This window comes from Buchnera aphidicola (Ceratovacuna keduensis), assembly GCF_039372665.1.
Classification (GTDB): domain Bacteria; phylum Pseudomonadota; class Gammaproteobacteria; order Enterobacterales; family Enterobacteriaceae; genus Buchnera_G; species Buchnera_G aphidicola_D.
In genome coordinates, this window is the sequence record NZ_CP134994.1 from 258,868 (window position 1) to 283,474 (window position 24,607).

The 24,607-nt window shown below is 18.0% G+C and carries 21 protein-coding genes, 1 tRNA gene and 1 pseudogene; 8 read left to right on the forward strand and 15 right to left on the reverse strand.

From position 1 onward, the window contains the following. Nucleotides 1-13: 13 nt before the first annotated feature. Both asnS and RJK19_RS01220 read right to left on the reverse strand, forming a co-directional pair. Complete coding sequence (gene asnS / locus RJK19_RS01215) at nt 14-1,387, reverse strand: asparagine--tRNA ligase (protein ID WP_343183898.1); 1,374 nt, start codon at nt 1,385-1,387, stop codon at nt 14-16. A gap of 132 nt (nt 1,388-1,519) precedes the next feature. Beyond that, the gene (locus RJK19_RS01220; protein ID WP_343183899.1) at nt 1,520-4,357 is read right to left on the reverse strand and encodes a valine--tRNA ligase; all 2,838 of its coding nucleotides are present in this window, start codon (nt 4,355-4,357) and stop codon (nt 1,520-1,522) included. A gap of 417 nt (nt 4,358-4,774) precedes the next feature. On the opposite strand from RJK19_RS01220, the gene argF reads away from it, so the two are divergent. Next, nucleotides 4,775-5,776 (forward strand): ornithine carbamoyltransferase, encoded by a 1,002-nt coding sequence (gene argF, locus RJK19_RS01225; protein ID WP_343183900.1) that lies wholly within the window; start codon nt 4,775-4,777, stop codon nt 5,774-5,776. A 61-nt stretch (nt 5,777-5,837) separates the two neighbouring features. Beyond that, nucleotides 5,838-6,215 carry a Rid family detoxifying hydrolase gene (locus tag RJK19_RS01230; RefSeq protein WP_343183901.1) on the forward strand — a complete coding sequence of 126 codons (378 nt, stop codon included), beginning with the start codon at nt 5,838-5,840 and terminating at the stop codon, nt 6,213-6,215. 34 nt (nt 6,216-6,249) lie between these two features. On the opposite strand, the gene RJK19_RS01235 is transcribed toward RJK19_RS01230, so the two are convergent. The 11 genes and pseudogenes from RJK19_RS01235 to greA all read right to left on the reverse strand — a co-directional run bounded on the left by RJK19_RS01235 (nt 6,250) and on the right by greA (nt 18,553). Next, on the reverse strand, nt 6,250-7,995 hold the full coding sequence (locus RJK19_RS01235; protein ID WP_343183902.1) for a DEAD/DEAH box helicase: 1,746 nt from the start codon (nt 7,993-7,995) through the stop codon (nt 6,250-6,252). A gap of 280 nt (nt 7,996-8,275) precedes the next feature. After that, a complete protein-coding gene (gene pnp / locus RJK19_RS01240; protein ID WP_343183903.1) occupies nt 8,276-10,363 on the reverse strand; it encodes a polyribonucleotide nucleotidyltransferase in 2,088 nt (695 codons plus the stop codon). Nucleotides 10,364-10,555: 192 nt separating this feature from the next. After that, nucleotides 10,556-10,822 (reverse strand): 30S ribosomal protein S15, encoded by a 267-nt coding sequence (rpsO, locus tag RJK19_RS01245; RefSeq protein WP_343183904.1) that lies wholly within the window; start codon nt 10,820-10,822, stop codon nt 10,556-10,558. 42 nt (nt 10,823-10,864) lie between these two features. After that, on the reverse strand, nt 10,865-11,218 hold the full coding sequence (gene rbfA, locus RJK19_RS01250) for a 30S ribosome-binding factor RbfA (RefSeq protein WP_343183905.1): 354 nt from the start codon (nt 11,216-11,218) through the stop codon (nt 10,865-10,867). 35 nt (nt 11,219-11,253) lie between these two features. Next, entirely contained in the window at nt 11,254-13,353 is a 2,100-nt protein-coding gene (gene infB, locus RJK19_RS01255; RefSeq protein WP_343183906.1) for a translation initiation factor IF-2, read from the reverse strand. 310 nt (nt 13,354-13,663) lie between these two features. Next, nucleotides 13,664-14,710: pseudogene (nusA, locus tag RJK19_RS01260) on the reverse strand (transcription termination factor NusA); the annotation flags it as partial. Between the two features lie 224 nt (nt 14,711-14,934). Next, a tRNA-Ser gene (locus tag RJK19_RS01265) sits at nt 14,935-15,020 on the reverse strand. A gap of 81 nt (nt 15,021-15,101) precedes the next feature. Beyond that, nucleotides 15,102-15,287 carry a hypothetical protein gene (locus RJK19_RS01270; RefSeq protein WP_343183907.1) on the reverse strand — a complete coding sequence of 62 codons (186 nt, stop codon included), beginning with the start codon at nt 15,285-15,287 and terminating at the stop codon, nt 15,102-15,104. A gap of 267 nt (nt 15,288-15,554) precedes the next feature. Continuing rightward, the gene (gene ftsH, locus RJK19_RS01275) at nt 15,555-17,393 is read right to left on the reverse strand and encodes an ATP-dependent zinc metalloprotease FtsH (protein WP_343183908.1); all 1,839 of its coding nucleotides are present in this window, start codon (nt 17,391-17,393) and stop codon (nt 15,555-15,557) included. A 34-nt stretch (nt 17,394-17,427) separates the two neighbouring features. Then, nucleotides 17,428-18,057, reverse strand: coding sequence for an RlmE family RNA methyltransferase (locus RJK19_RS01280; RefSeq protein ID WP_343183909.1), 630 nt, complete (start codon nt 18,055-18,057; stop codon nt 17,428-17,430). Nucleotides 18,058-18,073: 16 nt separating this feature from the next. Beyond that, nucleotides 18,074-18,553: a transcription elongation factor GreA gene (greA, locus tag RJK19_RS01285; protein WP_343183910.1), complete on the reverse strand. Its 480-nt coding sequence runs from the start codon at nt 18,551-18,553 to the stop codon at nt 18,074-18,076. A 301-nt stretch (nt 18,554-18,854) separates the two neighbouring features. Between greA and RJK19_RS01290 the strand changes: the two genes are divergently transcribed. The 4 genes from RJK19_RS01290 to cgtA all read left to right on the forward strand — a co-directional run bounded on the left by RJK19_RS01290 (nt 18,855) and on the right by cgtA (nt 20,938). Next, complete coding sequence (locus RJK19_RS01290; protein WP_343183911.1) at nt 18,855-19,103, forward strand: BolA/IbaG family iron-sulfur metabolism protein; 249 nt, start codon at nt 18,855-18,857, stop codon at nt 19,101-19,103. Nucleotides 19,104-19,277: 174 nt separating this feature from the next. Beyond that, the gene (rplU, locus tag RJK19_RS01295) at nt 19,278-19,601 is read left to right on the forward strand and encodes a 50S ribosomal protein L21 (protein ID WP_343183912.1); all 324 of its coding nucleotides are present in this window, start codon (nt 19,278-19,280) and stop codon (nt 19,599-19,601) included. 2 nt (nt 19,602-19,603) lie between these two features. Further along, nucleotides 19,604-19,855 carry a 50S ribosomal protein L27 gene (gene rpmA / locus RJK19_RS01300; RefSeq protein WP_343183913.1) on the forward strand — a complete coding sequence of 84 codons (252 nt, stop codon included), beginning with the start codon at nt 19,604-19,606 and terminating at the stop codon, nt 19,853-19,855. An 84-nt stretch (nt 19,856-19,939) separates the two neighbouring features. Beyond that, nucleotides 19,940-20,938, forward strand: coding sequence for an Obg family GTPase CgtA (gene cgtA / locus RJK19_RS01305; protein WP_343183914.1), 999 nt, complete (start codon nt 19,940-19,942; stop codon nt 20,936-20,938). A gap of 78 nt (nt 20,939-21,016) precedes the next feature. On the opposite strand, the gene rpsI is transcribed toward cgtA, so the two are convergent. After that, entirely contained in the window at nt 21,017-21,409 is a 393-nt protein-coding gene (gene rpsI / locus RJK19_RS01310) for a 30S ribosomal protein S9 (RefSeq protein WP_343184212.1), read from the reverse strand. Between the two features lie 20 nt (nt 21,410-21,429). Continuing rightward, a complete protein-coding gene (gene rplM, locus RJK19_RS01315; protein ID WP_343183915.1) occupies nt 21,430-21,855 on the reverse strand; it encodes a 50S ribosomal protein L13 in 426 nt (141 codons plus the stop codon). A 202-nt stretch (nt 21,856-22,057) separates the two neighbouring features. Here rplM and RJK19_RS01320 point away from each other — a divergent pair, with 202 nt between their 5' ends. Together RJK19_RS01320 and RJK19_RS01325 are read left to right on the forward strand one after the other, a co-directional pair. Beyond that, nucleotides 22,058-23,185, forward strand: a complete 1,128-nt coding sequence (locus RJK19_RS01320; RefSeq protein WP_343183916.1) for a prephenate dehydratase domain-containing protein — start codon at nt 22,058-22,060, stop codon at nt 23,183-23,185. Between the two features lie 71 nt (nt 23,186-23,256). After that, nucleotides 23,257-24,603: a signal recognition particle receptor subunit alpha gene (locus RJK19_RS01325; protein ID WP_343183917.1), complete on the forward strand. Its 1,347-nt coding sequence runs from the start codon at nt 23,257-23,259 to the stop codon at nt 24,601-24,603. Nucleotides 24,604-24,607: the final 4 nt, after the last annotated feature.

A 24,607-nucleotide genomic window follows, 5' to 3' on the forward strand; every position in this document is an offset into this window, starting at 1 on the left:
AAAGTATTAAATTTTAATAATTAAATTTATTAAGAGTTTTTGGAAAAGGAGATGCATCTCTAATATTTTCTAATCCTATTATATAACATAATAATCTTTCAAATCCTATTCCAAATCCTGAATGAAAAGAAGTTCCATATTTTCTTAAATCTCTATACCACCAATATTTTTCTTTACTTAAATTAAATTCATTAAATTTATTATCTAATATTTCTAATCTTTCTTCTCTTTGAGAACCTCCTACAACTTCACCTATATTAGGAAGAAATATATCCATAGAAGCAACAGTAACATTATCAGAATTATTTCTCATATAAAATGCTTTTAATTGTTTAGGAAAATTTTTTATTATTACAGGTTTACAAAAATATTTATTTACAATATATTTTTCTTTATCTAAAGATATATCTTCTCCAAAAGATATTTTTTTTCCTAATTTATTTAATAAAATAATGATATCTTTATATTCTAATTCTATAAAATTTAGTTCTATCAAATTATTTAAATTAATTATTATATTTTTATTAAAATTTTTTTCTAAAAATTCTATATCATAAAGACAATCTTTTAATATATATTCAGAAACATATTTTAAAATATTTTTAGACAATAATATTATCTTTTTTAAATCAAAAAAAGATACTTCTACTTCTAGCATCCAAAATTCAGATAAATGTCTTTTAGTATTAGAATCTTCTGATCTAAATACTGGACCAAATGTATATACTTTAGACAAAGCAGATGCATAAGTTTCTAAAGTTAATTGACCTGATACAGTTAAAAAAGAATCTTTAAAAAATTTTTTTTTTTCATTCAACAATTTGCTTTTTTGAAAAAAATTATATGGACTTACATTAAACATAGATCCTGATCCTTCAGTATTTATTCTAGTAATAATAGGAGTTGGAACCCATATAAAATTTTCTTTTTTAAAAAAATTATTTATACCATTTAATAAACTATTTCTAATTCTTGAAACAGAACTAAAAAATTTAGTTCTAGGTCTTAAATGAGCAAATTTTCTTAAATATTCAAAAGTATGTTTTTTTAAAGAAATAGGATATTTATCTGGATCATTTATAATTCCAAAAATTTTTAATTTATTTAATAATAATTCATATTTTTGCTCCTTTCTTCTAGAATATATTAAAATACCTATTGCACAAATAGAACAACCACTAGTTAATTTAATAATTTCATCTTTATAATTTTTTAAATTTGATTTAGCTATAATTTGTAAAGTATTAGAACAAGATCCATCAAAAATATCAATAAAAGATATTCCATTTTTAGAATCTCTTTTGCTTCTTATCCATCCATAAACTTTTATTGTTTTTTTAATTTTTATTTTATTATAAAATATTTCTTTTATAGAAAAAATTTTCATTTTTATTTACCAAAAAGTATAAAGAAAAAATATATTAAAATTATAAATTAAAAAAATATAATTATAAACAAATTTATACATTATTAATAAAATAAATAAAAAAAATATAATTCTTTGATAATTTTTTAATAATTATTTAATTTTCTTTATTTTTTTTATAATTGATTTTTTAATTTTGTTTAAATTAAAAATTTTATTTTTCTCAAATTCTACTATATTTTTAGGAGCTTTTTTTATAAAATTTTTATTACTAAGTTTATTTTTTGAAATATTTATATTAAAATTTATTTTTTTTATTTTATCTATAAAATTTTTAATATCTAATACATTATTACATTGTTTTTTATAAATAATAATTATTTTCGCTTCTTTTAAAATTTTAACAAAATGATTTCTATAATCATATGTGTTTTCGACCAAAATTATTTTTTTTAAATTAGCCATTTTTTCTAAAAAATATATGTTTTTAAAAAAAATTTTTTTTAAAGAAATTTCATAAAATTTTATTGCAACGGAAATTTTTTTTGAAAAATTTATTTTTATTTTGTTTCTAATAGATCTAATATTTTTTAAAAATTTTTTTATAAAAGTTACATTATATAAAACGTTTTTATTTACAAGATTTTTTTTATAATTAGGAAATTTTTGTAATAAAATACTTTTAGAACAATTTTTTGTAAAACATTTTATTTTTTGCCATATTGATTCTGTTATAAATGGAATAATAGGATGAGAAGAAATTAATAATAATTCAAAGATTTTAATTAAATTATTTTTACAATATAATATATCTTTTTTAGAAAAAAATTTAAAAATTATTTTTAAAAATTCTAAATACCAATTACAAAAATTATTCCAAATAAAATTGTATAAAACTATAGAAGCTTTATCAAATCTAAAGTTGTCTATATAGTATCTATATTTTTTTATCATAATATTATATTTTGAAATTATCCAAATATCTATAATATTAAATTTTCTAAAAACCATGTCTTTATTTATTTCTTTTTTAGATATATTAGAAAATATAAAAACATTAATATTCCAAATTTTATTACAAAAACTTTTATATCCTTTTAATCTTTTCATATCCCAATTTATATTTCTAGTAGGAGAAGATAAAGAAACTAAAGTAAATCTTAAAGCATCAACTCCATAAGAATCTATTCCATTAGGAAAATTTTTTTTTGTTCTAATAAAAATATTATTTTTCATAGAACTTTTAAACATATATTTAGTTCTTTTTTTTAATAAATTTTTTAAAGAAATTCCATCTATTATATCAATTGGATCTATCACGTTTCCTTTAGATTTAGACATTTTATTTCCAATGTCATCTCGTATTAATCCTGTTATATAAACTTTTTTAAAAGGTATTTGAATAGGAAATTTTTTATTTCCTTTTAATAAAACTAAAGTTAACATTATCATTCTAGATATCCAAAAAAATATAATGTCAAAACCACTAACTAAAACATCAGTAGGATGAAACATTTTTAATAAATTATTTTTTTTAGGCCAACCCAAAGAAGAAAAAGACCATATAGCTGAAGAAAACCAAGTATCTAATACATCTTTATCTCTCTTTAAAAAAAAATTCTTTGGTAATAAATTTTTTTTTATAATTTCTTTTTTATTAATTCCTACATATATCTTACCAGCTTTATCATACCATACTGGTATTCTATGACCCCAAAATAATTGTCTTGATATACACCAATCATCTAAATTTTTCATCCAAGAAAAAAATACATTTTTATATTTTTCTGGAATAAATTTTATTAAATCATCTTTAACTAATTTTAATGCTTTTTTAGAAATTTTATTTACTTTTAAATACCATTGATCAGTTATTCTAGGTTCTATTAAAGAACCTGTTCTATCACCTACAAAAATTTTTATATTTGTATTAATTGTTTTATCTAATAAATTATTTTTTTTTAAAATTTTTATAATTTTTTTTCTTGCTATAAATTTATCTAAATTATGTAAAAATTTTGGAGAATTTTCTTTATGAACAATATTATTAAAATATATTGTAAATTTTTTACAAATATTTCCAGAATCAGTAAAAATGTTTATTATAGGTAATTTATTATTATAAGCTATTTTATAATCATTAAAATCATGAGCTGGAGTAATTTTGACGCACCCAGTACCCTTAAATTTCTTTATAGTTTTATCTGATATTATAGGAATAATTCTATTAACAATAGGAACTAAAACTTTTTTTCCTAAAAAGTTTTTATATCTAGAATCAGTTGGATTAACAGCAATAGCAACATCACCTAAAAGAGTTTCAGGTCTTGTTGTTGCAACTATTATATATTTTTTTTTATTTTTTATTTCATTATTATTTACAATATAATATTTTATATACCACATGAATCCTTTACATTTTTTTTTTTCTATTTCTATATCTGATATAACACTTTTGCAACTAAAATCCCAGTTTACTAAAGATTTTTTTTTATATATTAAATTTTTATTGTATAAAGATATAAAAGCAAATTTAACAGAATGGGACATATTTTTATCCATAGTAAAACAATTCCTTTTCCAATTTACTGAACTACCTAATCTTCTTATTTGAGAATAAATATTATTCTGCATTTTATCTTTCCATTTCCATATAACTCTTAAAAAATCTTTTTTAGAAAATTTTATCTTATTAGATTTATACTTTGAAAATAAATAATTTTTTACTATTATTTGAGTTGCTATTCCAGCATGATCAGTACCAGGTTGCCATAATATGTTTTTACCAATCATTTTATTATATCTTATTATAATATCCATTATAGTATGTTGAAATGCATGACCCATATGCAAATCTCCAGTAATATTTGGGGGAGGCATTACTATACAAAAATTATTTTTATTTTGTTTTTTATATTCAAAGTAACCATTTTTTTCCCAAAAATCATATAAAACTTTTTCTATTCTTTTATGATCATATATTTTTTTCATATTGTTTTTATTATAAAAATTAATTGTTTTTTAATTTAAAATATATATTTTAATAAAATTTTTTAATACTAAAACAAATTAAAATTATATCAAAAAAAAATATATATATTAAATAAAAATATATTTATAGAAATAAATATAACATATAAAAATTTTGTACTTTTAAAAATGATAATATTTTTTTTATATTACAAAAATAAAAAATATAATATATATTAAAAATATTAATAAATTTTATATTTAAAAAAAAATAATTTTAAAAATATTTATTAAAATATTATATATTATAAAAATAATAAAAAATAAAATATATAATTAAAAATTATTATATAAATATAAAAATAAAAATAAAATATATAAAAATAAAAAATTTTACACTAAAATACATAAAAATTAAAATCATATAAAAAATATATTATGAAAAATTCATTATATAAAAAAAGTTTATTATCTTTAAAAGACTTAAATAAATTAGAAATAAAAAAAATAATTAATTTAGCTAAAAAATTAAAATATTTAAAAAAAATAAAAAAAGAAAAATCATTTTTAAAAGGTAAAAAAATAATATCAATATTTGAACTAAATTCAACAAGAACTAGATGTGCATTCGAAATATCTGCTTTTAATCAAAAAGTAAATGTAACAAACTTAGATGTAAAAAACACTCATATGGGAAAAAAAGAATCTATAGAAGATACTATAAAAATATTTAACTTTATGTATGATGCTATACAATATAGAGGACCAAATCATAATATAATAAAAAAAATAAAAAAATATTCTAAAATACCTGTATGGAATGGTCTTACTAATAAATATCATCCTATACAAATATTATCAGATATATTTACAATTATAGAAAATTCTAAAAAAAATAAAAAATTATATAAAATTACTATTGCATATATAGGAGATTGTAAAAACAATATTGCAAAAACTATTTTAGAAGCTTCAAATATTTTAAAAATAAATGTAAATATGATATCTAATAAAAAATTTTTACCAAAAATTAAAAAAAAAAATAAGAAGATATTATGTACAGAAAATAAATATATAGGATTAAACAATGTAGATTTTATATATACTGATACATGGTTCTCTATGAATCAAAAAAATAATAAAATAAAAGAAAAAATAAAATTATTAAAAAAATATCAAATTAATAAAAATTTATTAAAAAAAACTAAAAATTGTAATACAAAAATTTTACATTGTATGCCTGCAATTCATAATAATAAAACAGAATTTTCTAAAAAAATTTTTAAAAAATATAAAATTAAAAATGGATTAGAAATAACTGACGAAGTTTTTAAATCTAAAAATAGTTTAGTTTTTGAACAAGCAGAAAATAAAATATATATAATACAAGCAATAATGATATTAAGTTTAAAAAAAAATATAAATTTTTTAAAATTTTAATTACATTTTTAATATATAATAAAAAAATATATAAAAAAAATAATATAAAATTTTTAATAAAATGAAAAATATTAAAAAAAATATTCCAAAAGAAATAGGTCCATATAGTTATATTTATGAATCAAAAGGAATTTTTATGATATCAGGTCAAATACCAATATCTACAAAAAACAAAAAAATTCCTAAAAACATATCTTTACAAACTAAAATAGTATTAAAAAACATAAAAAATATTATAAAATATAATAATTTAAAAATAAAAAATATAGCAAAAATTACAATTTTTATAACAAATATTAAAAATATAAAAATAATAAATAAAATATATAAAAAATTTTTTAAAAAATATACAAAAAAATTTCCTGCTAGAACATGTGTAGAAGTATCTAAACTACCTAAAAATTCTGATATAGAAATAGATGCAATAGCAATTAAATAAAATATGCCACGTAGTGGCATAATATTAAAAAATTTTAATTAAATCTTTTATTTCTTCTATTAATATTTTTTTTAAAAACATCTTTTTTAAAAAATTTACTTTTTAAATTTTTATTAAATGCATTGTTTTTAAATCCATGTATAAATCTAATATTAATTAATTTATTTAAAATTCTAGTATTTTTGAAATTTTCTAAAAAATTATTTTTTTTTGTCACATTTTTTGATATTTCTATAGTAGAATAAAAATCAAAAAGTTTTATATGTCCTATATTTTTACTACTAATATTACCTTCATTAGCTATAGCACCTACAATATGTCTTACTTCTACCCCGTCTCTTTTACCTACACTTATTTTGTATAAATTCATATTATAAACATTTTTTTTATATAATTTATTTGAATTTTTATCATAAAAATTTTCTTTAATTTTTCTATTTAAAAAAGTTTTTCTTAATTTATTCTCTTCTTTTATAACTAATGGTCTATCTTTTTGAGCTATTTTTAATAATATAGGTAATAATATATTAGAATCAATATTTTTTATTACGTCCATTTTTTTTAATATTTTTTTATATATATCTAAATCTTTACTATTTGATTCTTCTATAATTTTTTTACAAAAATTATTTAATCTAATTTTTTCTAAATATTTAGAATTAGGTAAATCTATTCTTAATATTTTAGTTTTTATAGATCTCTCTATATTATACAATAATCTTCTTTCTCTAGGTTCTACAAATAATAGAGCATTTCCTGATCTACCAGCTCTACCTGTTCTTCCTATCCTATGTATATATGATTCTACATCCATTGGAATATCATAATTAATAACTAAACTAATTCTATCTACATCTAAACCTCTTGCTGCAACATCCGTTGCAATTAATATATCTAATCTTCCATCTTTTAACTTTTCTAATGTTTTTTCTCTTATAGATTGATTCATATCTCCATTTAATGCAGAACTATTATAACCATTTTTTTCTAATACTTCAGAAACTTCTATAGTAGAATTTTTTGTTTTTACAAAAATTATAGTTGCAGAAAATTTTTCTGTTTCCAAAAATTTTATTAATGCATCAGTTTTTTTTCCATATATTATACAAAATTTTTGATTTATGTTAGGTCTATTTTGTATACTAGATTCTACTTTTATTTCTTTTGGAAATTTCATAAACCTTCTAGAAATTCTTCTAATTTCATTAGGCATAGTAGCAGAAAAAAGAGCAGTCTGATGATTTTTAGGAACATTAGACATTATATTTTCTACATCTTCTATAAAACCCATTCTAAGCATTTCATCAGCTTCATCTAAAACTAAACTTTTTAAATTTGAAAGATTTAAAGTACCCCTTTTAATATGATCTAATAATCTTCCTGGAGTGCCTACTATAATTTGAGGTCCTAATCTTAATATTTTTAATTGTAATTCATATCTTTGTCCTCCATATAATGCTAAAACATTTATTCCTGAAATATATTTAGAAAATATGGAAAAAGATTTTGACACTTGTATAGCTAATTCTCTAGTTGGAGTTAATACTAAAATTTGAGGCATTCTTAAATTTAGTTTTATATTATTTAATAAAGGTAAAGCAAAAGCAGCTGTTTTACCACTTCCTGTTTGTGCCATTCCTAATACATCTATTCCCTTTAATAAAAAAGGTATACATAATTTTTGAATTGGAGAAGGTATTGTATATTTTATTTCATTTAATGATTTTATTAAACAATCTTTTAATCCTAAAGAAGAAAATGTAAATTTATTATTAGTCATGCAATTTTATATGCCTTTTAATTTACAAATATTATTTATATTAACTAAAATAATAAATTTTATTTAAAACTATTTTAAAAATTTTAATAAGATTTAATTATTTTATCATAAATAATAAAATTTCGTATATAATTTATATGATTGAAATATATTAATTTTTTTTAATAATAAAAATATATTAATAAAAAATAATAATATTTATTATAATTTTTTAATCAAAAAATATTACTAAAATATACAAAATAAAATAAATATTATAAAAAAATGTTTTAATATCTTTTTAACTAAATTTTGCATCTTTTATACTTAGTCTCAATCTTCCATTTTTATCTATTTCTAAAACTTTTACTGAAACATTTTGATTTATATTTAAAAAATTAGAAACTTTATTAATTCTTTTATTAGAAATTTGTGATATATGAACTAAACCTTCTTTACCTGATCCTATAGATACAAATGCTCCAAATTCAACTATTTTTGTAATTTTTCCTGAATATATTTTTCCTACTTCTATTTCAGAAGTAATTTTTTTGATCTTCCTTATAGCATTTTTAGCTTGATCTTTTAAAGTAGAAGAAATTTTAACAGTTCCATCATCTTCTATTTCTATAGTAGTACCTGTTTCTTCAGTAAGCATTCTTATAACAGAACCTCCTTTTCCTATTACATCTTTTATTTTACCAGGATCAATTTTAATTGTATGAATTCTTGGAGCAAATATAGATATTTCTTTTTTAGGTACATTTATATGATTTGACATAATATTTAAAATTTTTAATCTAGCCAGTTTAGCCTTTTTCAAAGCTAGTTCAATTATTTCTATAGTTATTCCTTCTATTTTCATATCCATTTGTAAAGATGTTATTCCAACAAAACTTCCAGCTACTTTAAAATCCATATCTCCGAATCTATCTTCTTCTCCAGAAATATCCGATAATATTATATATTTATTACATTTTTTTATTAATCCCATAGCTATTCCTGCTATTGCAAATTTTATAGGAACTCCTGCATCCATTAAAGCAAGAGAAGCACCACAAACAGAAGCCATAGAAGAAGAACCATTAGATTCAGTAATTTCAGAAACTATTCTAATAGTATAAGGAAATTCTTTTATATTAGGCATAGAAGCAATTAAACTTTTTTTGGCTAATTTTCCATGCCCTATTTCTCTTCTTTTAGGAGATCCAGATAATCCTATTTCTCCAACAGAATAAGATGGAAAATTATAATGAAATAAAAAATTGTCTATTTTATCTCCTAAAAGTTCATCTAAATTTTGAGCATCTCTAGAAGTTCCTAAAGTAATAGAAACTAAAGATTGAGTTTGACCTCTAGTAAATAGAGATGATCCATGAACTCTAGGTAAAATTCCTGTTTTTATATATATTTTTCTTATTTCATCAAAATTTCTATTATCAATTCTATTAAATTTTTTTAGCATTATATTTCTAAAAATATGTTTTTCAACTAAATTTATAGAATTTTCTATTTCTATTTTATTATATTTTGAATATTTTAAATTAATAAAATTTACAATTTCATCTTTTAAAATATCAATTTTATCTTCTCTTTCTAATTTTGACTTTATTAAATAAGAACTAATAATTTTATTTTTATAAAGTTTTTTTATTTTATAAAATAATTTTTTTTTATGTGATAATACATTGCAATATATTTTTGGTTTTACAACTTTTTTAGAAAATAAAAAAATATTTTCAATAAGTTTTTTTTGATTATTATGTCCAAATAAAATAGCATTTAAAATTTCTTTTTCAGTTAGCATATTAGCTTCTGCTTCTACCATTAATATAGCATTTTTAGTTCCAGAAACTATTAAATCTAAATTACTAAATTTCATATCTTGAACTGTAGGATTTAAATAATATTTTTTATTTATGAAACCAACTCTAGCAACTCCTATAGGGCCAAAAAATGGAATTCCAGAAATATTTAAAGCAGCAGAAGCACCTATGATAGCAACTATATCTGGATTAATTTGAGGATTTACGGAAATAACAGTTGCTACAATTTGTATTTCATTTAATAAACCTTCTGGAAATAATGGTCTTATAGGTCTATCTATTAATCTTGCTGTTAATATTTCATTTTCGCTAGGTCTTCCTTCTCTCCTAAAAAAACCTCCAGGTATTCTTCCTGCAGCATATGTTCTTTCTTGATAATCTACTTTTAAAGGAAAAAAAATATTTTCTTCTTGAACCTTTTTGTTAAAAACAACTGTTACAAGAACTATAGTATCATCTATATTTGCAACTACCGCGGAAGTAGCTTGTTTTGCAATAATTCCTGTTTCTAAAATAACAGTATTATTACCATATTTAAATTTATGTTTTATATGATTTTGCAAAATAATTTCCTTAAAATATTATTATTAAAATTTATTGTAAAAAAAATATAAACATATAATATTTTTTATTAAATTAAAATAATTAATATTGATAAAAAAATAAAATTTAATAATATAAAAATTTTAAAAATATAAAATTTAACATATTTTTATATAAGGGCTTTTTACAGCCCTAAAAATAGTTAAAAATTATTATCTTCTTATAGAAAGTTTTTTAATTACATATTTATATCTAGATAATGATTTTTTTTTTAAATAATTTAAAAGTTTTCTTCTTTTAGAAACCATACATAATAATCCTCTTTTACTACTATGATCTTTTTTATTCGAATCAAAATGAACTTTTAAATTTTTAATTCTAAATGTTATTAATGCAATTTGTACTTCCGTAGAACCACTATCATTAACATTTTTGCCAAAATTTAAAAATATTTCTGAATTTATTTTATTTTTTTTCATTATAAATATTCCTAAAAAATTTATATATATAAAATTACTTTGTTAAAAACATTTTTTTAAAATTTTAGATATTTTGCTTCCTTCTGACAATGAATTATCATAATAAAATTTTAATCTAGGAACCGTTCTTAATATTATTCTTTTACAAAGTAATTTAATTATATATCTTTTATAACTATTTAATATTTTTATAATATTTTTAATACTTTTATAATTAAAAATATTTAAAATAGTAAAAAATATTTTTGCATATTTTAAATCTTTAGAAATTTCTACGTCTGAAATTGTTACTAAAAAATTAATTCTTTTATCATTTATATAAAAAGATAAAATGTTAGATATTTCTTTTCTAATAATAGTAGAAATTCTACATTTTCTATTAAAATCTAAAATCATAATTTTCTCTAAAATTTTTAATATAAAAATAAATATTATAATATTTTTCTTATAAAAACTTCTAAAATATCTTTTATTTTTATTTTATTAAAATTTTTTATAATAATTCCACATTCTAAACCTTTTTTAGCTTTTTTTATATCATGTTTAAAATGCTTTATAGAATCTATTTTACTTTTAAATATAATTTTTTTATTTCTTATTATATTTACATCTAAATTACATTTTATAAATCCTTTTGTTACTATACACCCAGCAACATTGATAGAATTAGAAACTTTAAAAACATTTTTTACATTAGCTAAACCACAAGAAAAATTTTCTATATTGGATTTTAATTTTTTTTTCTTTAATAATTCTATTTCATTTAATAAATTATATATTATTGAATGATATCTTATATCTAATTTATTTAATAAAATTATTTTTTTAGCTATTTTATTAGGATAAACATTAAAAGCTAAAATTATTGATTTAGAAGTCATAGCTAAAGAAACATCTGATTCATTTATAGATCCAACACCAAAACTTATTATTTTTATAATAAAATTTTTATTAGACATATTAAATATTTTATTGTAAATAGCTTCTAAAGATCCTTGAGAATCAGCCTTTATTAACAAATTTATGTCACTAAAATTTTTTGTTTTTATATTTTCTAAAAAATTATCTGATTCAATTTTTTTTTCTGTATTAAACTTTTTCTGTTTATTTTTATTTTTTCTATAAAAAACTAATTCTTTAGATTTCTTTTCATTTTTTGTAACTACAAAACAACTACCAGAAATAGGTATTCCTGATAAACCTAATATTCTAACTGGAATAGAAGGTGTAACAAAATTTAAAGAATTCCCAAATTCATCATTAATAGCTTTAACTTTTCCACATTCTAAATCACATATAATAAAATCTCCTATTTTTAATGTACCTTCTTTAACTATTATAACAGATATTATTCCTCTGTTTTTATCTAAAAAAGATTCTATAACAACACCTTTAGCTTTACATTCATAAAATGTTTTTAATTCTAAAATTTCTGTTTGCAAAAAAATAGCATCTAATAAAGAATTTATACCTTTTTTAAACTTAGCTGATACAAGAACAAAAATATTTTCACCACCTAAATCTTCAGAAACTATATCATATTTCATTAATTCATTTTTAATAAAATCTATATTTTTATCTACTTTATCTATTTTATTTATTGCTATTATCATTGGAACATTTGAAATTTTAGCATGTTCTATAGCTTCTATAGTTTGAGGCATTACTCCATCATCTGCTGCAACTACTAAAACTATTAAATCAGTTATTTTAGCTCCTCTAGATCTCATATTTGAAAAAACTTCATGTCCAGGTGTATCTAAAAAAACTATATTTCTATTTTTTATTTTAGTATTATATACAGATATATTTTGAGTTATTCCTCCAAATTCTTTATCTTTTATATTACTAGATATAATACAATCTAAAATTGAAGTTTTTCCATGGTCTACATGACCCATTATAGTTACTATAGGAGGTCTATTTTTCATTTTTAAATTATTTAAACATTGTTTCTTTTCAAAAAAATCTATCATTTTAGTATTTTTTTTTTCTATTACTTTATATCCTAATAATTTTGATATTTTTTTAGCATCTTTAAAATTTAAAAAATTATTATTTATTTTTATTCCTAACTTATATATTTTTTTATATATATTTTTTATTTTTATTCCTAATAATCTAGAAAATTTTATTAAAGAAATATTTTTATTTATAATTATATTTTTATTTATAATATTTTTAGGCTTTATAAAAGATTGTTTTATAAATTTTATTTTTTCATTTTTTAAAATATTTTTTTTATTTATAATATTATTTTTTTTTAATATGTCTAAACTAGATCTTTTATTAAAATTTTTATTTTTTACTGAAGATATATTGTTAAAAACGTTTTTTTTAAAAAATTTTTTATTTTTTGAAACTTCTTTTAAATTATTTATATTATCATTTTTATTTTTATTTTTTATAAAAATAGATTTTTTAAATTTATTAGAAAAATTATTTTTTACAAAAAATTTTTTATCTTTAATATTTTTATTTTCTAAAACGTTTTTCTTTAAAAAAGATTTTTTATTAATTTTATTTTTCATATTTTGTTTTTCCAGTAAAATTATTATATATATATTAAATTTATAAAAATTTTATAATTTAATTACTTTATTAATTTTTTATTAAATAAATTTTATTTTTATTTTATTATTTTTTTTTTAAAAAATATTTTACAAATTTTGTTTTTCATATAAAATATAATTTTTTATATTATATAAAAATTATTTTGTTTTTTTATTTAATAAAAAAAAATAATTATATAAATTTATATATTTTTTTAAAATAATTTTTTAAAAATAAATTATAATATTTATATAAAATTAAAAATTTATATAAAATTAATTATAATTTTTTATGTTTTTTTTTTAATTCAGACAATGTCATGACATTAAGATCCCAACCACTTAATTGAGAAGCTAATTTTACATTTTGTCCATTTCTTCCTATTGCTTGAGCTAAATTTATAGATTCTACAGCTATATCCATAGTATGATTATTTTTATTAACTATTATAGAAGATACATTTGCTGGAGACATAGAATTTATTACAAATTTTATTTCATTAGAATCCCATAAAACTATATCTATTCTTTCTCCACATAATTCACTAGAAACTGCTTGAACTCTAGAACCTCTCATACCAACACATGCTCCTACTGGATCTATTCTTTTATCATTAGATTTTACAGCTACTTTAGCTCTGGAACCTGGATCTCTCGCTGTAGCTTTTATTTTTATTAAACCTTCACCTATTTCTGGAACTTCTATTTTAAAAAGTTCCACTAACATTTCAGATTTGGATCTACTAATAAATAACTGAGCTACTTTGGATTCAGTGTGTATATAATATAACAATCCTCTTACTCTATCTCCTAATCTAAAATTTTCCCTAGGAAGTAGATCTTTTTTCATTATTACTGCATCTGCATTATTACCTAAATCTAAAAAAATACAATCTCTATTAATTTTTTTTACTATACCAGTAACAATTTCATTAATATTTTTTCTAAATTTATTAATTATCATACATTTTTCTGCTTCTCTAACTTTTTGAACCATTATTTGTTTAGCAGTTTGAGTAGTAATCCTATCAAAAACAATAGAACTTATTTCATCTTCTATATATTCTTTTAATTTTACATTTTTATTATCAAATTTTGCGGCTTCTAAAGTAATTTCTTTAGTAGGAAATTTAACCTTATTAACAATAATCCATCTTCTAAAAGTTTTAAAACTACCATATTTTCTATCTATTTTAACTATAACATCAATTTCTTTATTATATTTTTTCTTAGTAGCAGCAGACAAAGCAAATTCTAAAGCTTCAAATATTTTTTCTCTAGGTAATTGTTTTTCATTAGAAACAGATTCTACAACAGATAAAATTTCTTTATTCATCAATAAAATCCTTTAATTTTTAAACATATTAAAAACAAATTTTATATAATATTTTTTTTAAAAATAATGTTTATAAAATTTGTTTTTAATATAAAATTAAAACAAAAATAAAAAACCCCGAGAAGTACGGGGTTAAAAATATTTTAAAAAAAAAATAAAATTTAATATTAAAATGTGTTTTAAACTATTTTTAAAATTTAAAAAAAAATTAATATTATTTTTTATACCAAGAACGGGATTCGAACCCGTAAACCTATAAAAAGGCACTATTAACTCAAAATAGCGTGTATACCATTTTCACCATCTTGGTAAAAAAAACAAAAAATATTAAAAAATAAAATTTTATTTTTTTAATAATTTTAAAACATATAATTTTATTTAAAATATATAATTATTTTTTTAATGTAATTAAATTACATAAAATTAAATTAATAAAGAAAAAAAATAATGACAAAATAGATATAACTTTATTAGTTAAATTGTTTTTTAAAACATTAAAAAAAAATAATTTATTTTTATCTTTTATATTATAAAAATCATTTATTTCTAACATTTTTCCTTTTTGTGTTAAAATCATAAAATTTATAGAAATCGAAACAATAATGAAAAACGTAAAAAAGATAACATACATAATCACCTTAATAATTTATTATTAAAAAATTATATAAATATAATTGAAACATTTATAAAAAAAATCAATAAAAAATATTAAAATATAAAGTTTTTATATAAAAATATAAAATAATAAATTTTATATTTTATATAAATTATAGTACAAACAAAATTATTTAACATATTTTAATAAAATATATAGAAGTTTTGTAAATAATATATTATATATATGCTATTTTTTTTTATCAATTTTAGAATTTATATTTTCTCTAACATTTCTTCTATTCATCAAATCGTCTATTTGAAAAAGCTCAATTGTTTCATATTTAATTAAAGCATCTTTCATTGCATGCAGAATGTCTATATTATCTTTTAAAATTTTAAAAGCTCTATTATAATTAGATTCTATTAATGTCTTTATTTCTTTATCAATTATTCTAATAGTATTATTAGATATGTTAGAAGAAATAGATATATTTTTTCCTAAAAATATTTCTTCTTTTTCTTTAGTATATAATATAGGTCCTAATTTTTTTGAAAATCCCCATTTAGTTACCATATTTCTAGCTATATTAGTAGCCATTTTTATATCTTGAGATGCTCCAGTAGAAATATTTTTAGATCCATAAATTATTTCTTCAGCTAATCTGCCTCCATATAACGTAGATATTTTACTTTCTAATTTTTGTTTACTAACACTTATTTGATCATCTGTAGGTAAAAAAAATGTTGCACCTAAAGACATTCCTCTTGGGATTATAGTTACTTTATAAGCTGGATCATGATCTGGAACCAATCTTCCTACTATTGTATGACCTGCTTCATGATATGCTGTACATTCTTTTTGTTTTTCAGTCATTATCATAGATTTTCTTTCTGTACCCATAATTATCTTGTCTTTAGACATTTCAAATTCTAACATAGATATTCTGTCTTTATTTAATCTAGCTGAAAGTAAAGCTGCTTCATTAACTAAATTTGCTAAATCTGCTCCTGAAAAACCAGGAGTTCCTCTAGCTAAAATAGAAGTTGATATATTTTTTTTAACAAGAACATTTTTAATATGAACTTTTAATATTTGTTTTCTACCTTTAACATCAGGTAAAGAAACTACAACTCTTCTATCAAATCTTCCTGGTCTCAATAAAGCTGGATCCAAAACATCTGGCCTATTAGTTGCTGCTATTAATATAATTCCTTGATTTTCTTCAAATCCATCCATTTCTACAAGTATTTGATTTAAAGTTTGTTCTCTTTCATCATGACCTCCACCTAAACCTGTTCCTCTTTGTCTTCCAACAGCATCTATTTCATCTATAAATATTATACATGGAGAAAATTTTCTCGCATTTTCAAACATATCTCTAACTCTAGAAGCACCAACTCCAACAAACATTTCAACAAAATCTGAACCAGAAATAGTAAAAAAAGGAACTTTAGCTTCTCCAGCAACAGCTTTAGCTAATAAAGTTTTTCCAGTTCCTGGAGGTCCTATTAATAAAATTCCTTTTGGAATTTTTCCTCCTAATTTTTTAAATTTTTTTGGTTTTTTTAAATATTCAACTAGTTCTTTAACTTCTTCTTTAGCTTCATCGCATCCAGCAACATCAGAAAAAGTAGTTTTTATTTTATTTTCTGGAAGCATTTTTGATTTATCTTTTCCAAATGACATTGCTCCTTTACCTCCAGATTGGAGCTGTCTAACAAAAAAAATCCATATTCCTATTAACAAAAACATAGGAAGCCAAGATATTATTAAAGAAGTAAAAAATCCTGGTGAAATTGGAGATTTACCAAATATTTTTATATTTTTTAATAATAAAATATCTAATAATTTTTGGTCATTAATTGGTATAGTAGTATAATATTTATTATTATCTTTACTTATTATTTCTATCTGTCTTCCATCAATTGTAACTTCAGATATTTTATTTTTATTTACTTCTGATAAAAAAGCAGTATAAGATATTCTATTATTAAAAGAATTTCTAGCAGTAAAACTTTGAAAAACAGACATAAACATAACAGATATAAACAACCAAATAATTATATTTTTAGCTGAATCACTCAAAGAATTAACCTCATATAACAACTATTATAAAAAATTATCTTATTGTTCCTTTTCCTACAATAAACAATTCTCTAGAACTATTATAAGAAGATTTCAATTTATAAATTTTTACATTTATAAAAAAATCTTTTAAAATTTTTATATATTTATTTAAATATGTTCCCTCAAATGCCTTAACTATATAAATTCCATTTTTTAAAAAAATTTTTTTACATATTTTAAAAGATAAATTTAATAAATTTATTATATTGCAATTATCAACACACTTATTTCCACTAATATTAGGTGACATATCAGACATTAATACATCAATATTATATATACTAATTTTTTTTAAAAAAAGTTTTAAAAATTTTTTATTTAATAAATTTCCTTTATAAAAAATTATATTATTCGTAAATTTCATGTTATTTATATCACATGATATTATATTACCTTTATTTTTAATATATTTAGAAGCATATTTTGACCATCCTCCTGGAGAAGATCCTAAATCTATAATATTCATATTATTTTTAAATATATTACTTTTTAAATTTATTTCATGTATTTTAAACCAAGATCTAGAAACTAATTTTTTTTCTTTAGAAATTAAAACATTTTTATTTATTGAATTTCTTTTTAACCAAATTTTAGAACTTTTAGAAAATTTTTTATATTTCATAAAAATTTTTGTAATATTATATATGTTCTACATTTAAAATTTTATATTTTATTTTTCCATTAGGAGTTTTTATAGAAGATGTTTCTCCTACATATTTTCCTATTAAACCTCTAGATATAGGTGATTTTATAGAAATTAATTTGTTTTTAAAATTAGATTCATCTTCACCTACAATTTTATATGTAAAAAACTTTTTAGACAAAATGTTTAAAATAGTTACAGTTACTCCAAAAACTACTTTTTTTTTATTAGGTACTTTTGTTATATCTATAACATTTAGATTAGATAATTTATTTTCTATTTCTTTAATTCTTCCTTCACAAAAACTTTGTTCTTCTCTAGCAGCATGATATTCAGCATTTTCTTTTAAATCTCCATGTTCTCTTGCTCTTTTAATATTATTTATAATTTTTTTTCTTTTAACATTTTTAAGATCATTTAATTCATATTTAAGTTTTTTAAATCCTAAAATAGTTATAGGTATTTTTTTAACCAAACTAAAACCTCAATTTTTTTATTAATTTTTAATATTTAAAAATAACAATAAATTTATATATTTTAATTATATCAAATTATTAATTATTTGTTAAATAACTAATTATGTAAATAACAAATAAAATGTTTAAAAAATTTATTTAAAAGTATATAATATAAAATTTTTAATAATTGTATAAAAATAATATAAAAAAATAAATTTTATAATATAAAAATTATTAATAAAAACTTTTTTAAAAAATATATTATATTAAAAAAATATCTTATAATTTTATGAAACATTAATAATAATAAAATACAAAATGAAAATAGAAAAAATAAAAAACATACTAAAAAAAAATATAGATTTTTATAAAATAAAAATTAGAAAAGAAAATGATAATATAGAAATAGTAGCAATAAGTAATATTTTTATAAATAAAACAGATTTACAAAGACAACAAATAATATATAAGTCAATATATAATTTAATTATAAAAAAAAAAATACATGCTGTTACAATCTATACATATTCTATTAAAGAATGGAAAAAAATAAATAATTTAAAGTAAAAATATATTTTTAATAATATATTTTATAAAAAAATATTTTTATAAATATATATAATATAAAATATAAAATTTTTATATAACAAAATTTTTAATAAATATTTTTAAACAGTTTTATAAAATAATTATTTAAATTTTATTTTTTATTATTATAAAAATAATAAAATAGGAAAATATATGAAAGCAATATTTATAATAAATAAAAATCAATATATGGCAAATATTGGTGACAAAATTAACATAGAAAAATTAAATTTAAAAATAGGAGAAACAATTATATCTGATAAAGTTTTAATGATATGTAAAAATGAAAATTCAATTATAGGAAAACCATTTTTAAAAAAAGAATATGTTTCAGCAAAAATTTGTTCTCATAATAAAAAAAAAAAAATAAATATAATAAAATTTAAAAGAAGAAAACATTATAAAAAAAGACAAGGTCATAGACAAAAATATACTATAATAAAAATAATAAAAATTAGTAATAATAAAGGAATATAAAAATGGCTCATAAAAAAGCTGGTGGTTCAACTAGAAATGGCAGAGATTCTAATTCAAAAAGATTAGGTATGAAAAAATTTGGAGGCGAATTTGTAAAACCTGGAAATATAATTGTAAGACAAAGAGGTACAAAATTTCATCCAGGAAAAAATGTTGGATGCGGTAGAGATCATACCTTATTTGCACTTAAAAAAGGAAAAATATATTTTAAAAAAAAAGGAATTAAAAAAAAAAAATATATAAATATAATTTAATAAAATAAAATTTTAAAAATAAGAAAATATTAAAATCTAAAAATATCTTTCAAATAAAAGATATTTTCTTATAAAGAGAAATAAATGAAATTTTTTGATGAAATTTTAATCTATGTAAAATCAGGAAATGGAGGAAATGGATGCACAAGTTTTAGAAGAGAAAAATTTGTTCCTAAAGGAGGACCAGATGGTGGAGATGGTGGAGATGGCGGAAATGTATGGATAAAATCTGATTTTAACATAAATACATTAGTGAAATATAATTTTAAAAAAATTTTTAAAGCAGAAAATGGATATAATGGAAAAAAAAAAAAATGCTCTGGAAAAAAAGGAAAAGATATTTATATAAATGTACCATTGGGAACAAAAATAATAGACATAAAAAAAAAAAAAATATTAATAGATATTACTAAAAAAAAACAAAAATTTCTTCTTATAAAAGGAGGCAAAAAGGGATTAGGAAATTATAGATTTAAATCTTCTACTAACAGATCTCCATTAAAACATACTAAAGGAAAAAAAGGTAAAAAACTAAAAATTAAATTACAATTAACAATTCTTGCTGAAGTTGGTACATTAGGCTTGCCAAATTCAGGAAAATCTACATTGGTAAGAAATATATCAAATTCTAAAACAAAAATAGGAACATATCCATTTACTACTATATATCCTAATTTAGGAGTATTTTTTAAAAATAAAAAAAAATATTTTACAATAGCAGATTTACCAGGAATAATTTATGGGGCATCGAATGGAATAGGATTGGGTATACAATTTTTAAAACATTTAGAAAGATGTAAAATATTACTTCATATAGTAGATTTTTCTTTAAAAAAAAATTCTAATATTATAAACAATATAAATGTTATAAAAAATGAAATAAAAAAATATAATAAAAATATATTACATAAACCAATATGGATTGTATTAAATAAAATAGATAAAATAGATTATAAAAAAAAAATTAATATAATAAACTTAAAAAATAAAATAAAAGAAAAATTATTTTTTATATCAGCTAAATATAAAAAAGGAACTAATAAACTTTGCAAAAATATTATAAAATTTTTAAAAAAAAAATAAAATAAAAATATATTAAAAAAGTTTAAAACCCGAGTATACATAAAATTATACCGGGTTATAAAAACAATATTAATTTTATTATCGTTTAGAAAATTGAGGTCTTTTTCTAGACTTTCTAAAACCAAATTTTTTTCTTTCTACTTTTCTGGAATCTCTAGTAACAAATCCAAATTTTTTTAATTTAGATTTAAAAATATTATCATATTCTATTAAAGATTTAGTAATTCCCTGTCTTATTGCATTAGCTTGACTAGAAATTCCTCCTCCTTTAACAGTAATAAAAAAATTAAATTTATTATTTAAATTTAAAATTAAAATAGGTTGTAATACTATAGAACAAAGAGAATTAGTTTTAAAATAATCATTTATATTCTTTTTATTTATAAAAATTTCTCCATTCCCAGTTTTTAAAAACACTCTAGCTGAAGAAGTTTTTCTTCTTCCAGTTCCATAGTTTTTAGTTTTCATAATTAATTATATAAAATTTCCAATTAAATTTTTAACAATTTTGGTTTTTGAGAAATGTGCCTTAACGTTTCTCCTGAATAAACCTTTAATTTTTTCATAATTAATTTTCTAAGAGAATTTTTTGGTAACATTCCTCTTATAGCATTTATTATTACTTTTTCAGGATTTTTTAAAATCATTTCTTTTAAAGAAATTTTTTTTAAACCTCCCACATATCCAGTATGTCTATAATAAATTTTATTTTTCATTTTTTTTCCAGTAACTGATATTTTTTCAGCATTAAATATAATTATATAATCTCCATTATTTATATTATTAGAATAATTAGACTTATGTTTTCCCATTAAATATTTAGAAACTGTAGATGCTAATCGTCCTAATATTTTTTTTTTAGCATTTACATAAAACCATTCTTTTTTATTTATATTTTTTATTAAAAAACTTTTCATTTTGAAAAAAATACCTATATAATACTATCATTAATAAGAATTTTAAAAATATTTATTATATAATAAATTATTAATATAATACTATATTAAAGTAAAATAATATAAACTATTAAAATAAAAATTATCTTATATTTTTTAAATATTATAATTTTATATTAAAATTCTAATTTATTTTTTTTATAAAATAAGAGCAAAAATTTTTATGAATTCAGAAATAAATCTTTTAAATTTTAGAAAAAAAATTAATAAAATAGATAAAAAAATAATTAATTTATTGTTTGAAAGAAATAATATTTCTAAAAAAATTGCAAAAATAAAAATATGTATTAAAAAAAACATAAAAGATAAAAATAGAGAAAAAGAAATTTTATTAAATATATATAATAAATCTAAAAAATATAATATTTCTAAAAAATATATAAAAAAAATTTTTAGAACTATAATAAAATATTCTATAAAAATACAAAAAAAAATATTTGGAAAATTAATAACAAAAAAAATATCACTATTAGGACCTAAAGGATCATATTCATATTATGCTTTAAAAAAATATTGTAAAAAAAAAAATATATATAAAAAAAAACTTAAATATACAAATTTTAAAAATGTAGAAAAATATGTAAAAGAAAAAAAAACAGAAATTGCAATATTACCTATAGAAAATTCAAATACAGGTAAAATAAATGAAATATATGATATTTTAGAGAAAACTAAATTATTTATTGTAGAAATGATATATTTAAAAATTAATCATTGCTTATTTTCAAAAAAAAATATTAAAATAAAAAAAATAAAAACTATATATACTCATATACAACCATTTTTACAGTGTGAAAAATTTATAAAGAAATTTTATAAAGAAAGTAATATAAAATTTATGAAAAGTACATCGTTTGCTATAAAAAAAATAATTAATAAACAAGATAATAATGTAGCAGCTATAGGGAACAAAAAAAATATAAATTTATTTAAATTAAAAATTTTAAAAAAAAATATAAATGATGAAAAAAAAAATTTTACTAAATTTATAATTTTAAAAAAAAAAAATGTAGAATTAAAAAATAAAAAAAATATATTGTTAATAAGATTTTCTTATAAAAATAATAAATTTCCAAATAAAATTTTTTATATTTTATATAAAAATAAAATAGAAATAAAAACAGTTATATGTAATAAATCAAAAATAAAAAACTATAAAAATATATATTTTATTGAACTAATAAATAATAGTTATTTAATAAAAAATATAAATTTTATATTAAAAAAAATGCTAAAAATATCAAAAAATATAAAAATAATAGGAAATTATAAAAATAAAAATTTAATTTAATATTTTATACTAAATATAAAAAATATTAAATAAATTTTTTTACTTAACGAAGTTTATATTAAGAGAAAAGAATGTTTAAAAATATAAAAGAAAATTTTAAAAAAATTATAGAAAAAATATCTGGATCAGGAATAATTACAGAAAAAAATATAAAAGAAACCATAAGAGAAATAAGAAAATCTTTTTTAGAATCAGATGTTCCAATTAAAATAATCAAAATTTTTATAGAAAAAATAAAAAAAAAAGCTATAGGAAAAAAAATAAACAAAAGTTTTACACCAGGTCAAGAATTAATAAATATTATACAAAAAGAAATGATTTCAGAATTTGGAGAAAATCCTAATTTTATAAATTTATCCACAAAAATTCCAGCTATTATATTAATAGTGGGATTACAAGGAATGGGTAAAACCACTAGTGTAGTAAAAATTGCAAATTTTATAAAAAATAAATATAAAAAAAAAGTTGGTACATTTTCTTTAGATATAAAAAGACCTGCAGCAATAGAACAACTTAAATTTTTATCAAAATTAGCAAAAATAGATTTTTTAGATGTTCATAATAAAAAAAAATATAATAAAATATTAAAATTTGGAATAGAAGAAGCAAAAAAAAAAATGTATGATTGTATAGTTGTAGACACAGCTGGTAGATTACATATAAATAAAAAAATGATGAATGATTTAAAAAATTTTCAAAAATTTTTAAATCCTATAGAAACTTTATTAGTATGTGATGCTATGATAGGTCAAGATTCTATAAAAATAATAAAAACTTTTAAAAAATATGTAAAAATAACAGGAATAGTATTAACTAAAACAGATAGTGATGCAAGATGTGGTATTGCTCTTTCAGCTAATATAATAACAAAAAAACCAATAAAATTTTTATGTAATGGAGAAAAAATAGATAAAATAAAAATATTTGATCCTAAACAAATAGTTAATAAAATAATAGGAATGGAAGATGTAACATCTTTAATAAAAAAAATAAATCTTAAAATAAAAAAAGATAAATATATTTCGAATAAAAATAAAATAAATAAAAATAATACTTTTAATTTAAATAATTTTTTAGAACAAATTGATCAATTAAATAAGATAGGAGGAATAGAAAAAATAATAGATAAGATACCTTTTAAATATGTAAAAAAAAATGAAAAATTAAAAAATTTAAATAATTCTTTAGTAAAAAATTTTAAAACAATAATACTTTCTATGACCAAAGAAGAAAGAAAAAATCCTAAAATAATAAAAGGATCAAGAAAAAAAAGAATAGCTTTAGGATCTGGATCAACAGTTCAACAAGTTAATATATTATTACAAAAATTTAATAATGTAAAAAAAATGATGAAAAAAATAAAAAGAAATGGTATAAAGAATTTTTTTAAAAACTTTTTTACAAAGAAAATTTTTTAAAAAA

Excerpts from the sequence above, each read along its gene's own strand:
- RJK19_RS01320 (WP_343183916.1), top strand. The coding sequence starts at position 22,058 with ATGAATTCAGAAATAAATCTTTTAAATTTTAGAAAAAAAATTAATAAA.
- rpsO (WP_343183904.1), bottom strand. The coding sequence starts at position 10,822 with ATGAAAAAAAATAAAATAAATTCAGAAATATTTTTAAATTTTGGCAAA.
- RJK19_RS01235 (WP_343183902.1), bottom strand. The coding sequence starts at position 7,995 with ATGACTAATAATAAATTTACATTTTCTTCTTTAGGATTAAAAGATTGT.
- RJK19_RS01290 (WP_343183911.1), top strand. The coding sequence starts at position 18,855 with ATGAAAATAGAAAAAATAAAAAACATACTAAAAAAAAATATAGATTTT.
- RJK19_RS01220 (WP_343183899.1), bottom strand. The coding sequence starts at position 4,357 with ATGAAAAAAATATATGATCATAAAAGAATAGAAAAAGTTTTATATGAT.
- RJK19_RS01280 (WP_343183909.1), bottom strand. The coding sequence starts at position 18,057 with ATGAAATATAAAAAATTTTCTAAAAGTTCTAAAATTTGGTTAAAAAGA.
- RJK19_RS01270 (WP_343183907.1), bottom strand. The coding sequence starts at position 15,287 with ATGATTTTAACACAAAAAGGAAAAATGTTAGAAATAAATGATTTTTAT.
- asnS (WP_343183898.1), bottom strand. The coding sequence starts at position 1,387 with ATGAAAATTTTTTCTATAAAAGAAATATTTTATAATAAAATAAAAATT.
- argF (WP_343183900.1), top strand. The coding sequence starts at position 4,775 with ATGAAAAATTCATTATATAAAAAAAGTTTATTATCTTTAAAAGACTTA.
- rbfA (WP_343183905.1), bottom strand. The coding sequence starts at position 11,218 with ATGATTTTAGATTTTAATAGAAAATGTAGAATTTCTACTATTATTAGA.
- RJK19_RS01230 (WP_343183901.1), top strand. The coding sequence starts at position 5,838 with ATGAAAAATATTAAAAAAAATATTCCAAAAGAAATAGGTCCATATAGT.
- rpmA (WP_343183913.1), top strand. The coding sequence starts at position 19,604 with ATGGCTCATAAAAAAGCTGGTGGTTCAACTAGAAATGGCAGAGATTCT.
- cgtA (WP_343183914.1), top strand. The coding sequence starts at position 19,940 with ATGAAATTTTTTGATGAAATTTTAATCTATGTAAAATCAGGAAATGGA.
- rplU (WP_343183912.1), top strand. The coding sequence starts at position 19,278 with ATGAAAGCAATATTTATAATAAATAAAAATCAATATATGGCAAATATT.
- rplM (WP_343183915.1), bottom strand. The coding sequence starts at position 21,855 with ATGAAAAGTTTTTTAATAAAAAATATAAATAAAAAAGAATGGTTTTAT.
- infB (WP_343183906.1), bottom strand. The coding sequence starts at position 13,353 with ATGAAAAATAAAATTAATAAAAAATCTTTTTTAAAGAAAAACGTTTTA.
- RJK19_RS01325 (WP_343183917.1), top strand. The coding sequence starts at position 23,257 with ATGTTTAAAAATATAAAAGAAAATTTTAAAAAAATTATAGAAAAAATA.